Below are 13,124 nucleotides of genomic sequence, written 5' to 3'. Positions count from 1 at the left end.
ATAAGGAAGTTTAAATGGATTTAAGTACTGGAAAAACAATTACTAAGACCAAGGGGTTGAGCGCTTTGGCTTATGCGGAACTTCTGGAGAAAGTGCGTAGCCCAGAGAAGTTGCCGATGACGGTTCTTCAGTATCAAGAAATGTCGTCCCAGAGCCGCGGAGAACTGAAAAAAGAGCAACAGTACTTTATTACTAGCCCTGCTCGTTCCCGTAGCGACAACGCAGTTAAACGTGCGGGCTTGACAGCAATTGTACTGGATTTAGATGAACCAGAACTGGACATCAACGGTGTAGCGAAGGTGTTGCTCAATGTAAATATTAAGCGATTCTGTATTTATTCTTCATTGAGTCATACGGAGTCAAAACCACGCTTTCGTGCCGTAATTCCATTGGCTGAAAATTCGCAATCTGAACGTTGGTCTATCGTAGCGAGTTACCTGAACGATGTGCTTTTCTTAGATTCTGATCATTGTAGTAAAACGTTGGCACAAGCTTGGTTGCTTCCAGTTGTAACCGTCGACGGTGATTACGAACACTTAATTGTGGACGAAGGTACATCATTGAACATCGTGGACGATAGTCATCCTCTAGTTGCTGACGCCTTGGATTTTTACTCATTAAAGCTTGCATCGGAGACTGCGCAACCGGCTTCATCAAGAGCCTTTCATCTCGGGGAGGGTGAGTTGAGCCCGGTTGAAGCTTACAACCAAAAGTTCGCGATTCGTGCTTTGATGGTGAGTTATGGCTATAAGTTCACCTCTAAATTACGTGCTATCCACCCGCATAGCCAGAGTGGCTCAGCGGGAGTTTACCTTTTCCCTGACAGCGAGCGTGCTTTTTCACACCATGGATCGGATGTTCTCCATGGAAAGTCGTTCGACGCATTTGATCTGTTTGTACAGTATGAGCACCACGGTGACTTCAGAGTGGCATTAATTGAAGCGGGGAATACCATTTATACCAATGAAGGCATTAGCATCAACGAACACAATCGCTTGTTGTTTAAGAATAAAAAGCAGTATGCGGCAATACCTGAAGTAACAAAGGAATTATTGTTTGGTAAATCAGAACCAGAGGATTCTCCACAGCCGAAAGAATGTGAAGCCAAATACGATATAGCGCCACCTCCTGAACACTGCATGTCGTTTACTGGGGTAGGCAAAGATATCTTTGATTTCATTATGAAGTCGGCTATTTATCAACAGCCTACATTCGCCTTGGCCGCTACTCTTATGACTTTATCAATGCTAAGTGGTGGACGCCTTACAGGCACACAAACACGTGTACGAGCAAACATGATGTTTATTTGTACGGGGGAATCTGGTTGTGGTAAGCAACATCACATCAACAAGGTTGAAGAAATCCTACGACTAGCAAATAAAAACTTTGGTCTAAAGGTCCAGAATAAGTTCGCGAGTGGTCCGGCGTTTTGGAACTTTTTGAGCGACGTTAGCCAAGAGGTACTGTTGCTTGCAGATGAGTGTGGGTTCTTGTTTAACGCTATTAAGAATAATAAGGGCGATTACATGGCTCAGCTATACGATTGTTTCTTACAGGGATATTCTGCGAGTAGTTCTGTAATGAAGCCGACCGTATACGCTGACCGTGAACGTAACAGCGATAAGCTTATCGAGTTTCCTCATATTTGCATGATGGGATTTACCACGCCTAGTACCTTAGGTGACGCATTAACGCATGAAGATTCAGCCACGGGCCTATTGCCTCGTCTTACTCTGTTTCCAGCGGTTTTTGATGTTCCAGAGAAGCAAGGTTTTCGTCACGTGAAGTTTCAGCAGGAAGCTATTGAGGGGCTTTTGATGCTCGATAAATTTACGAATTGGCGCGGTAACTTGCCTTACAAACGTAAATTTCCTCTACACGTGCCAACAACTAAAGAAGCGGAAGCTTTACTAGACGAATTCGGTTATCAGAATCGCGAGGCCATGCGTTCAGCTGAGAGTATGGAGCGCAGCCTGTTAAATCGTGCAGAAGAAAATGCTCGTCGTTTAGCTTTGATTTATTGGATGGATTGCATTCCGCCCACGGACGGTGCAGGCAAGTTTGAGCAAGAAAACATGATTCAGGTAGTGCATGTGCAAAAGGCAATTGACCTTGTTAAGTGGTCGAATGCATACATGTCGGAGTTTATGAGTTCACAGGCAGGTGCAACGGCTACCAGCAAAGAAGTTGACCGCATTGTATCAATGATTAGCCAAGCTAAGCACTACGGTGAGGCACGAAAGGGGACCCTCTTTGACCGACACCGTGAGGCTTTGATGAAAGGTTACATGCCGCATGCTGTTCTTGTTTATCTTTCGAAGAAATCGTCCAAACATCTTATGGAGTTGTTGGAGACTGCGAATGCGATGGAGGCTATCGGTAAAGTCACCGACCCCGAAACTCACAAACATTATTACGTTGCGTTGAAAAATTTTCAAACGGGAGAACAAAGGGAACAAGAGGGAATGCTCTCAGCCTAAGTGGTGACTTAGGTGAACCACTTAGGTTCAAAACACATGCGTTCCCCTGTTCTTAGTAAATATATTACCCATTAGTAAATTAACGAACGATGTTAATGATTCTCGGATTAAATATTTTCCGGGGTATATAGGGGGAATAAGGGAACATAACACTAAATAACCCTGTAAGTACCGAATTTAAAGGCCTGAGGCATTCTCTTAATGTAAAGAGAACAGACGGGAACACGGGGAATATGACATAGGATGTTAACATGAAATATTTAATTTATCGCAATTTGGATGGCGATTACGTTTATGTTGAAGGAAACCTAACTTTAAAGTACGAAATCAACTTGACTGGCATGACATATGATTATTCAGGGAGACTGGATGCCACAGAACTATTTGAATTATGGCTAGAAGCAGCTCGTAAAAAATATCCGGATGGTATCGTGAAAATTGAGTGGCTATTAACTATGGAGGGGGAGTCTGAACCAGAATTGATCCCCGCGGAGGAATTAGAAAGTGGGATGTGTTTCCCTACGGCTTCTATTCACCCAGTGAGTCAATTAACTGGGTTGATAACTGATTGGGAAACAATGCCAATAGAACCCCAAAGATGGGCTGACGATACTCTAGAAGGACTAGGTTTTATTGAGTATGTTACTGGTTGGCAACCGAGTTTCCTGCAAACTCAGGTTCGTATTGACTTCTTGATTGAGGCGGCGAAGAAAAAATCAGAGGAAGTACAGTAAGGAATAATAGGCTTGCTCTCAAATGGGCAAGCCTTTTTTGTTCGTGTAAGTCTCGAAAAAAATATAAATATTGTCTGATAGTTATGTAGCCCAGTTATGGAAGTGAACGGTTTAGGGACGTAACACTAATCCGTTGACATCGGATTAGAAAGGTATTTTGGATGCCGTATTCGTTTATATGGAGTTGGAATGTCCATTAAGACTGAAAATACTTTCTCGTGCTGTTGTCCCATAGTTAGGTATGAAATTCACAATATGAAATCCGCGTCTATAACACGTATCTGGACAAAACCTTGCTAGTCACTTTGATAAATTAGAAGTTTACAAATAACTTAGGTATTGAAAAGTCGCTGTCTGGTTTTCGTTGTACAGTTCAGTTGTAACTGAGTTCAATGATATGTGGTTAAAATATCGGCATTATGATGCGCTTACACTAGAGGTTCTTTTAAATGCTAAAAACGCGAAGAAAACAAAATTTACTGGAGGGAAAAACGCAAAGATCAATGAGAAAATGGCACCTAGCTTTCCTTTGTTAACTTTACTTTTTCCTAAACGATAACCGACGATTACATTAAATAACAGGTACAGCAAGAACAATGGAATTATGATGAAAGAGATCGGAAACATAGTTGCCTCTTAAATTAATAAATTATTATTACTCAATCTAGAGCATATCAATTACAATCACAATATAAAAATTTAACAATAAAGTCACACGAAAATGCAAAGCGAGACAATCTCGATATGAGTCGTTCGATATTTGAATCTAGAAACCTATTTTTAAGCCAACCTTCGTTGTGTTGCGCAAACTCACTTCGGGGCAGAAATGTGCCATTGTCTCGATTTAAAACTATTCAAAGTGACCTTAAGTGTGTTAATTACCGAACAACCTTTCCAACCTTGGTCTAAACGCATTAACTAATCCATTGACCGTTTCCTGGAAAAATAAAGCGGTAGTATCGTCCTGGGTAGGTGGCCAGTTTCCTTCTACTGTTTGCGTTCTCTGAATTCTCCGTTTATTGTCGTCCCACACAACAGCGAATGGTAATTCTTTCTCAATATCAACTTTTTCCTCGATTAGTGCTTCGTACAGATCTCTACCTTGTGAGGTATTAGCGAATCGAATGAAGCATCCAACACTTTTTACTGATTTATCAAAATAGGTCGTAATCCAAGAAACTGAACCTGATGGTGGGAGAGAAAATGCAATGTTTCCGATAGAGACTGGTTTCGGCATCGGTTGTTCAGGGTCATCTAGTGCCAATGAGTCAAGGAATCTTGTCCAGAAATCAAAGTACTGTTGACGCCATGGTTCTACATTTTTTTCAGTGTTTTCATCGACTGTTGGAGGCTCTGTATAATCTAGTGCCCTGTCTATTATCTGGGTTTTTAGAAGTGTTCTTGGCTGAATTACATAAAGGTCTTTGTGCTGGTGTTTGTAAACTGCAGTCTCAACCATGGCCAGAACGAAGCGTAGATTACCTGCCTCTTGGAGGAACTGAACGATAGCATTAGCATCTCTTTTTATCCCGTCGCCTGCTATGATTAACATAAAGTCACCGCGACTGAGAGAATGGCTTACACCATCCACAAATAGAGCCTCATCGACATCCGGAAATCGTTCTGTGACTAGCTTGTAGGGCGCATTACCTTTAATCCCTGTTCTCCTACTCACTTCACGTTGCAAGTCAGCAAAACTCCATTGCGCGAGTTCTTTAGCGTAATCTAATATTTGCCCGATAACTTTACGGCGGGCTTCTGGATTCCGCCAAAGCTTCGTCTCTACTATTACTAATCGTCCTTGTGGCGTTACATACACGATATCAATTGGTCCTGCACCTGTGTTCATCTCCATACAAAGAGGGCAGACAGTCTGATAAGCAGGATCAATTTCCCCAAAGGGCAGAGATTGCGGGTTTTCAAATAACCTTTGTTGCAGCCAATACTCGGTAAATCCTCTTTCAAAAGAGATTCGCTTTAGGTGCTCGGTTTGGCCTTCTTCATTAAAAATAAACGGGGTCGAATACATTCCGCACATCCTCCATGACTGCTACCGATATATCACGTTAGCTTCCTATACTGATAGGTGGCTATTAATCAATCATGCTCATAATGGTGTATTGAAAGGTTGTGGTCAAATAACAGTCAGTGTAACTGCTAGCGCTTCAGCAAAAAGCGTTTGAAGTTGATGGCAATTATCTCTAATTCTAGTAGGCCGAGTTACCACTAGGTTAAAGGGATCTGGTTGGATGATATGGAGAATGTGCACTCGTTTTACGCACTATCAATGTCCAAAAACTAAGACTATATGCTTCATTTTTAAGCGTGGATTGGTTGAAAGCTCAGGCACAGTCCTGTACGATTCATCCCGCGTGACTGTGCTCACGGTAGAAAGCGCCCTTAGCTCAGCTGGATAGAGCACGTCCCTTCTAAGCATGTGTTCGCTCTGGACTCATCTTTAATACCACAATCGACATAAGCTTGTTTCCGATTCGAAATCCAGCTTCTCTATGATTTCCTGTAACAGCTTAGGCTTATAGTCCTTACCGTATCGACCATATGTCATTGTTTCATCTGTATGTCCTAGTACGTAAGAGGCAGGACTGTACTCAACACCCATCTGTTTGAATTCATTGGCTACAGTGTGTCGGAAGGAGTGGAATGTCTTTTTATAACGTTCATCCTTGTTTAGAACTTTATCACGCTGAATACTGAACCACTTAGAAGGGTACTTACCGTAACCATCCTCTGGTAAGTATTTGAGAGTAGGGAACACTAGCCCTAAAGGTAGGCTTTTAACGTAGTCAATAAAACCTAGCTTAATCAGTTTACGGTGTATCGGTATATTCCTAAACGCTGCTTTGATTTTGAGCTTCTGATCTGGTCTGTCTGCGTTGATAGAGATACACCACACACCATCTATTTGCTTGATGTTGTCGGTATATAACTGACACAATTCATTAATTCTAGCTCCCGTATACAAACCCAGTAACGGTATCCAGTAGTGCCAAGCTTCTTTGGGCGTGGTTTTGTATGGTTCTATATTGAATAGCTTTTTAATGTCTGAACGTGTGAAAACTTTCCTTTCTTCACTGGCTTTGATTTCTTTGCGTACTTGCAACTTAGTGAACGGGTTTTTATCGGACTTCTCATTTAATACCAGCCAGTCAAAGAATCCGCTAACCACTTTCAACGTGTCGTTAATCGTGTGAATACCGATAGGATTATCACCAAAAGCAATAATTTGTTTAATCGTTTTCCCTTTGTAACGTGAGTTGTTGTTGATATTGGGCGGTAGTTGCACAAGCTGGTGTTTAAACGATAAGGCATCATCACGGGTGAATGAGTTAATCCCTTTGTTTTTAACAATGCGCAGTAGCAGCTCAAGTCTAGATCTGTATCGAGCTAAGGCTTTTGCGGAGACTCTATCTACTGTTTTAGCTGCCATGAATAATTCAATACAGTCAGATAGTTTCGAGTCTTTCCTCTTGGGTTGCTGCTTAGGATTTAATTGTGGTTGTTCAGCTACAACTATATTAGTTACAACAGGAGTCTGTGACAATGTAATGTATTGGAGTTGAAAGAATTCTCTATCGTAATTGGCTGTGTGTTTAGTCGCTAAGATAGTAGCTTCACGAAGGTTGGTTGTATGAAGTGAGAAACGAATTCTTTTCTCATTTTTGTAGTGTTGTTGAAGGTGAGAAGGGATTCTTCTCTGATAGTAAAACGTAGTATTTCGTTTGGTGAGATTTCTCATTAAATGTACCCCAAATTGTGGGTCACATCTAAGAAAGTCAATAATATCAGGTAGGTAACTCTAGATTCTCATGGCTCCAGAGGTTCCTCCAACTACAGTCCCCGCTACCTAAGTAGCACCTGAAATAGTTAATTCTTCGGCAGGTTATGCTAATCAAAAATTAAATTTTGATTAATAACCACTCTCCTGCAGTCTTCATCGGAACAATTACCTAAAATGATTCATAAACTTAGCAAATGTTACTAAATTGTTAAAAAGTTTCAGGTAATCAGATAGTTAGCTTTCGCTAACGCAGGTAATCTATCAAAAGTGTGATGTAGGTTTCAAGTTGTTTTTGAGTGAAAAGCACAATTTGTACCCCAGTTTGTATGCCAACTTAAACTTGGTTTGAGCACAGTTCAGCAAGTCTTAAGTAGTCACCTTAACAAGCAACAAACCGTACTTGGTTTCGTTAATTAATTGATAATTAACCCTAGAGAGGCAGAAAAACTGCCAACTGAAGAATCCCACCCGGCTATTACATAGATTGCTCAAAAGAAATTATGGACAATTTATTCCATAATGATTGGCCAAAATGGCTCTGTTTCTGTTACCTCGTGATAGGTAATATGCACCGCATCGGTAACGCAATAAGGAATTATAAATGTCACATCCAATCATCCAAGATTTGAATCGTCGCTACACAGCGAAAAAATACGACGCAAGTAAGCGTATTTCGCCACAAGATATGGATGTAATCAAAGAAGCGATCCGTTTGTCAGCATCTTCGATCAACTCACAGCCATGGAAGTTCATCGTGATTGAGAGCGATGAAGCGAAGCAACGTTTTCACGATACTTTCGCGAACATGCACCAGTTTAATCAACCGCACGCGAAAGAAGCGTCACACATCATTTTGTTTGCGCACAACCCGAAGTTTACCAAAGATGATTATCGCAAAGTCGTCGATGTGGAAGTTTCTTCAGGTCACTTACCAGCAGAGATGTATGACAACATGCTCAATGGAGCATTCGGATTTGCAGAGTCGCAAACCAATGAACTTGGCTTTAATGGTCACTGGACTAAAGCGCAAACCTACATTGCCCTAGGTAATACTCTGCATGTGTTGGCACGCCTTGGCATTGCTTCAACACCAATGGAGGGCGTCGATCCTGAAATGATCGGCAAAATCTTCGAGAAAGAGCTTGATGGCTACGTATGTGAGTTTGCACTGGCGATGGGGTACCATCTTGAAGGCGAAGACTACAACTACGGTTTACCTAAATCTCGCCTTGCAGCAGAAGATGTTCTGGTTACCCTGTAATTAATAAAACAAGATAGAATCACTAAGCCACCCGAGTCATTCAGCTTGGGTGGTTTTTTTATCTTCATTTAGCGGAGTTTTGGCCTCGATATACTCAAGCCAGCGTGGTGGGTTGCCTATGTATGCCTCTACTGCGCTTATAAACGCTTGAACCAGCCGAGTTTGTTTACGGTGCGGATAGAGGGCGTAAATAGCCTTATCCTGCGTGACAATGTTGTGCTTGGGAAGCAGTTGTACCAATCCAAGCTCAGAGAGTGGTTGCGACAGGTTTGAGGCATCAAGACGCGCATAACCGACGCCATCTCTGACCGCTTCAATCAGGGTGCGCACATCATTAACCCGATAGCGTCCTTGCATCTTATACTCTTGATAATCCTCGCCATTGGCAGTTTCACTGATAGTAAAAGTATCCAAAGTGACATCATTATTGCTGTAGATCACCGCAGGCAGAGCGTTGAGTTCTTTCGGCGAGGCTGGCAAACCATACTCTTTAACAAAGCGGTTTGCAGCCACTAAGATAAAGTGAGATTTGGCTATAGTCTTGGCGATCAGGCTTGAGTCGGACAACTTACTAAAGCGAAAGGCGAGATCGTAATGATCAGAGATAATGTAAGATTTTCTGTCGTCCAACGAATGGTGGATCTGCACATCGGGGTGGGCGCGCATAAACTCGGTGATCACTGGCCGTAAATATTGATGACCAAAATAACTGGGCGACGTGATACGCAGGACCCCTTTGGGTTTTTCCTGATAGGCATCTGCGGAGAGTTGGATCTCTTGCAAGGTGTTGCGCAGAGTTAGTCCGTAACGGAAGATCTCCTCACCGGCTGAGGTCATCGAAAATGAGCGCGTAGAGCGATTCAGTAACTGCACGCCCAGATCGCTCTCAAGACGCTTGATCTGTTTAGAGAGCGAGGAGTTATCCATCTCATTGAGCGCTGCCGCTTTGGAAAACGAGCCTTGCTGTACGACATCGACAAACAGCAGAATTTGGTTGGAGTTGACCATGATGTTCCTATCAAATCAGGGGGAGTAAAAGCTAGAAAATAACAGTTCATTAGAACCAGATCATAGCTCGTATTTTGTGGAGCTAGCCACTTCCCGAAGCTAGTTCGAAACTGGGTACAAACCAGTTAGGCTTCTCTTAGCGTCTTGTTATGTTACCGTTTAAACCTAATATGTTCAGCGCTGCCGATGCCTTCCTTATCATTTGCACAATATGACTCTGAGTTATTCCATCTCTCTTTATTCATTCTGATTAAGTCACGATATAGCTCCTGGAGCAAGATACTCATGACAGGCGATGTTGCATTCTCTTCATCCTTTCACTTGGTTTTTATTTGTTGCGAAAAAGTAATGGGGATGTGGATTCATTACATTAAGGTAACATTTTGCAACCACTATCGAGTTCTGTGATAACGCTTCATTTTGTTACATCATAACACTACGTATTCATTTCCAATGCATTGAATGGATTAGCATATCGCCTTAGCATAAAAATAGACCTCGGTATCAAAATTATGCCTAGGTCTCAAAATTACGACAACTAATGGATTAGGAAAGTAAATGGAAAGTCTTAGTTTTAAAGCTAGGTTAGCTAGTTGTATAGTCGCGCTATCTTGTTGTTCAACAACAGCATTAGCGAATCAAATAGACGGTGATGGTCGTGTAAAAGATCGCTATATCATTGAGTTTAAAGGTAAGTCACTTGCTGATGTTACCGATGCAAATGAAAGCTCTCACCTAGAAGATATACAGGAAGAACAAAACGCTTTTCGTAGCCAAGCGAAGAAAAAGAAACTTAATTTTAAAGAGCATTCCAAATTTAACCGATTGGTTAATGGTGTTTCGATTGAAGCAGATTCTGAAACGATTAAAGCAATAGAACAGTTTTCAATGGTAAAGGCTATTCACCCTGAATACGTTTACTTCTCAGGCGAAGAAATCGAAGAAGCAGTACCTGATGCTACTCGTGAAACCATAACAGTAACTAACCTTACGGGTGTTCCAGAGGCTCATGCTGCAGGTTTTACCGGTAAAGGTATTACTGCCTGTGTGGTTGATTCTGGTATTGATGCCGAACATCCGGCATTCGCTGGTAAAATTTTAGGTGGTTATGACTTTGCCGAGGGTGATTCTGATTACTCAGACTCCGGCTACCACGGTACCCACGTCGCAGGTATTCTTGCTGGTAATGGCCCAAATATGGTGGGTGTAGCGCCTGATGCTAAATTACGTATTTATAAAGTATTTGGTGGTGAAAACAGTGGCTATACATCAACAATTTTGAACGCGCTAGAGCAAGCCGTTGCTGATGATTGTGATGTTGTTAACATGAGTTTAGGTTCAATCCGTGGTGGGGTGATTCAAAAGTCTATTTTACCGAAAGCGGTTGATAAACTAGCGGTAAAAGATATAGCGCCGGTCGTATCTATTGGTAATGCGTCTGCAGGTCCTTTCCTTCCTGCAGCGCCCGCAATTGCTAAAAAGTCAACAGCGGTAGCCTCTGCTATTGGTAGTTACTATGATGCGGCGTTAGCGTTCAAAATAGATGATTTAAAAGTACCATTTGTTATTGCGAATAATTCATCTGTCCCTCTAGGTGGCAGCAGTGAAGTGATTAACTATGGCGCATTTGACTGTGATGTTGAACCGGTTGGCCCTTTTGAAGGCAAAACAGTATTAGTTAAAAAGCCGAAAGGATCCATCCCTTATTCATGTACCTCTAAACAGGCTGCTTTGTTGGAAAGAGAAGGCGCAGGGGCAATTATTTGGTGGGATGAACCGCTGTATGATACAGACTTTTGGTTGTATCGTTGGGCCAGCAATATGATTCCATATAAACAAAACCTATCGATTCCTGTAGCGAAGATCAGACCAATTGATGTTCCGGCCTTAGAGGCCAAAATTGAAGCCGGAGAAACAACAGTTATTTGGGGTGACTATGTATCTATAGATAACCCGTATGCAAATACTCCTTCAATTACATCTACTTGGGGTCCAACACACGAGTTAGACTTCAAGCCGGAAGTAATGGCTCCGGGAGAAAGAATTTATTCTGCGATGCCAAGCCAGTATGCGCATTACGGCTTTTTAACTGGGACATCAATGGCTTCACCCCATGTAGCTGGTATTACAGCGTTAATGAAGTCAGCAAACTCTAAACTTAAGCCTGGCGATATTCGCAACATCCTTATGAATACTGCACAGCCACAAGTCATTGGTTGGACTGGCGAAGTTGGACCTGCATCAACAGCATTGCAAGGCGCTGGTATGGTAAACGCTATTCAAGCATTAACCACCGAAGTTACTGCGTTACCTGCTAAATTTGCTATCGGTGATTTGAACGGTCATAGTTTTGATGGGTCAATTGAGCTAAATAACGACTCTGATCAAACATTAACGTTCAATGTTCGTCATGAAGCAGCATTAACCGCAGCGCCACCTATGACTCAGCGATGGATTGCAAGGAAAGAAGCGGCTGAAGTAACGTTTAACGTTGATCAAATTGAAGTATCTGCAAGTGGTAACGGTACAGTCTATTTTAGTATTACAGAGCCTACCGACGTGCCAGAGGGTTCAGTGATTTCAGGTTGGATCGTATTTGATGCAGTTGAGACGGGCCAAATCATTCGTGTTCCTTATTTAGGTTTAAAAGGCGACTATCACGCCTTACCTATAGAAAATGAGACATTGACTGAAATTAACCCAAGTATGAGCTCATTCTTTACACGTCCAGAAGCAATACCGAACTGTAGTGGCCCTGTTTGGACGCAATCGCCATGTTGTAACCAAACCGAAATTGCAGGTTCTTGTGGTCCTTCATATGGTCCGGGTGTACCTGTCACTTTAGACTTTACTAACGACAGTGCAAAAGACGATACGGTGTTCATGGGGATATCACAAGCCTTCCCTATGTTGCGAAAATTTAAAGCACAAGTGCTAAACAACAAAGGTAAGGTTATTGCTCCTCTGGGTTGGCGTAATATGCCTGAAGGCGTGACGATGGAAGATGTTCAGTACATGGTGCGTACTAGTGGTGCAGGTACTGGATTAGAATTCGGTTTCTGGGATGGTAAACTCGCTGATGGCACCGATGCTCCAGCGGGAGAATACATAATCAAGCTGGAATTCCATAAGTTACTTGGTGAAAACGACATGTCACCAGACATTGAAACTTGGGAATCACATCCAATTACATTGACAAGGTAATTTCCTTTACGCCGTGTATACGCCCGCGAATTAGCGGGCGTTTTTATTAATGAGCCCAAGAAAAAGGGTCGTGACTCACAAGTGGATCGACCAATAGAACTCACGCTCGTTAAATGTTCCGATAACCTTTTCATGCATCTTGACTGACTTTGAACACCCAATGCGGATTTATTTTTCAAATAATTATTTGCCAAGAGCGTGCGTAATCATGGCTAGCTAATCGTTTTGCGTTATACACCGTATAAACTTCACTATTTTGCAGCGTAATGTCGACCAGATGTTCCATAGCGTCAGGTAATGGTTATTCTGTGACTCTAGGTAAGTAGTTCAATTAAGAGCACAAAATTGATCAAAACACCCGCACTCACCTTAAAATCTACGCTATGTTGACGTTGAGGAATATAGAAATAGGTTACAATAAACTTTTGTGAAACTGTCTATGGATTTAGACGAAGTCACAATCGGACAAGGAGGCTGTATGACCAGATTGTTAGCCATAGTGGTTTTGATCGTGTTTGCATTCGTGCTATTTCGTTATCGAACCAATGAAAAAGTCCAAAAAGCGACCATCATTATTTTGATAGGCGCATTCCTGATTTACACCGCATCAATAATGGTCGCGGAACTGATTCGCTAGC

Annotated in this window: 8 protein-coding genes and 1 pseudogene; 5 read left to right on the top strand and 4 right to left on the bottom strand. The window is 42.1% G+C overall.

Annotated elements, in window-relative coordinates; translation table 11 throughout:
• The first annotated feature begins 14 nt into the window (after positions 1-14).
• The gene (locus VEJY3_RS08220) at positions 15-2,480 is read left to right on the top strand and encodes a DUF3987 domain-containing protein (RefSeq protein WP_014231986.1); all 2,466 of its coding nucleotides are present in this window, start codon (positions 15-17) and stop codon (positions 2,478-2,480) included.
• A 251-nt stretch (positions 2,481-2,731) separates the two neighbouring features.
• The gene (locus VEJY3_RS08215) at positions 2,732-3,214 is read left to right on the top strand and encodes a hypothetical protein (RefSeq protein WP_014231985.1); all 483 of its coding nucleotides are present in this window, start codon (positions 2,732-2,734) and stop codon (positions 3,212-3,214) included.
• Positions 3,215-4,088: 874 nt separating this feature from the next.
• Here VEJY3_RS08215 and VEJY3_RS08205 read toward each other — a convergent pair.
• From VEJY3_RS08205 to VEJY3_RS26170, 3 genes and pseudogenes are all read right to left on the bottom strand, one after another.
• Positions 4,089-5,243, bottom strand: a complete 1,155-nt coding sequence (locus VEJY3_RS08205) for a DUF4268 domain-containing protein (protein WP_014231983.1) — start codon at positions 5,241-5,243, stop codon at positions 4,089-4,091.
• Positions 5,244-5,672: 429 nt separating this feature from the next.
• Complete coding sequence (locus VEJY3_RS08200) at positions 5,673-6,662, bottom strand: site-specific integrase (RefSeq protein WP_158308256.1); 990 nt, start codon at positions 6,660-6,662, stop codon at positions 5,673-5,675.
• A gap of 186 nt (positions 6,663-6,848) precedes the next feature.
• Positions 6,849-6,971 (bottom strand): annotated as a pseudogene (locus tag VEJY3_RS26170) (DUF6538 domain-containing protein); the annotation flags it as partial.
• 643 nt (positions 6,972-7,614) lie between these two features.
• On the opposite strand from VEJY3_RS26170, the gene VEJY3_RS08195 reads away from it, so the two are divergent.
• Positions 7,615-8,274: a nitroreductase family protein gene (locus VEJY3_RS08195; RefSeq protein ID WP_014231981.1), complete on the top strand. Its 660-nt coding sequence runs from the start codon at positions 7,615-7,617 to the stop codon at positions 8,272-8,274.
• A 36-nt stretch (positions 8,275-8,310) separates the two neighbouring features.
• Here the strand turns inward: VEJY3_RS08195 and VEJY3_RS08190 are convergent, their stop codons facing one another.
• Positions 8,311-9,282 (bottom strand): LysR family transcriptional regulator, encoded by a 972-nt coding sequence (locus tag VEJY3_RS08190; RefSeq protein WP_014231980.1) that lies wholly within the window; start codon positions 9,280-9,282, stop codon positions 8,311-8,313.
• 558 nt (positions 9,283-9,840) lie between these two features.
• On the opposite strand from VEJY3_RS08190, the gene VEJY3_RS08185 reads away from it, so the two are divergent.
• Both VEJY3_RS08185 and VEJY3_RS25820 read left to right on the top strand, forming a co-directional pair.
• Positions 9,841-12,486 (top strand): S8 family serine peptidase, encoded by a 2,646-nt coding sequence (locus VEJY3_RS08185; protein ID WP_014231979.1) that lies wholly within the window; start codon positions 9,841-9,843, stop codon positions 12,484-12,486.
• Between the two features lie 478 nt (positions 12,487-12,964).
• Positions 12,965-13,123, top strand: coding sequence for a hypothetical protein (locus VEJY3_RS25820; RefSeq protein ID WP_014231978.1), 159 nt, complete (start codon positions 12,965-12,967; stop codon positions 13,121-13,123).
• The last annotated feature ends 1 nt before the right edge of the window (position 13,124 follow it).

This window comes from Vibrio sp. EJY3, assembly GCF_000241385.1.
Taxonomy (GTDB): Bacteria; Pseudomonadota; Gammaproteobacteria; order Enterobacterales; family Vibrionaceae; genus Vibrio; species Vibrio natriegens.
Note: the sequence above shows the minus strand (reverse complement) of the source record. Positions and strands in the feature narration are given on the sequence as shown.

Excerpts from the sequence above, each read along its gene's own strand:
- VEJY3_RS08185 (WP_014231979.1), top strand. The coding sequence starts at position 9,841 with ATGGAAAGTCTTAGTTTTAAAGCTAGGTTAGCTAGTTGTATAGTCGCG.
- VEJY3_RS08215 (WP_014231985.1), top strand. The coding sequence starts at position 2,732 with ATGAAATATTTAATTTATCGCAATTTGGATGGCGATTACGTTTATGTT.
- VEJY3_RS08200 (WP_158308256.1), bottom strand. The coding sequence starts at position 6,662 with ATGGCAGCTAAAACAGTAGATAGAGTCTCCGCAAAAGCCTTAGCTCGA.
- VEJY3_RS08195 (WP_014231981.1), top strand. The coding sequence starts at position 7,615 with ATGTCACATCCAATCATCCAAGATTTGAATCGTCGCTACACAGCGAAA.
- VEJY3_RS08205 (WP_014231983.1), bottom strand. The coding sequence starts at position 5,243 with ATGTATTCGACCCCGTTTATTTTTAATGAAGAAGGCCAAACCGAGCAC.
- VEJY3_RS08220 (WP_014231986.1), top strand. The coding sequence starts at position 15 with ATGGATTTAAGTACTGGAAAAACAATTACTAAGACCAAGGGGTTGAGC.
- VEJY3_RS08190 (WP_014231980.1), bottom strand. The coding sequence starts at position 9,282 with ATGGTCAACTCCAACCAAATTCTGCTGTTTGTCGATGTCGTACAGCAA.
- VEJY3_RS25820 (WP_014231978.1), top strand. The coding sequence starts at position 12,965 with ATGACCAGATTGTTAGCCATAGTGGTTTTGATCGTGTTTGCATTCGTG.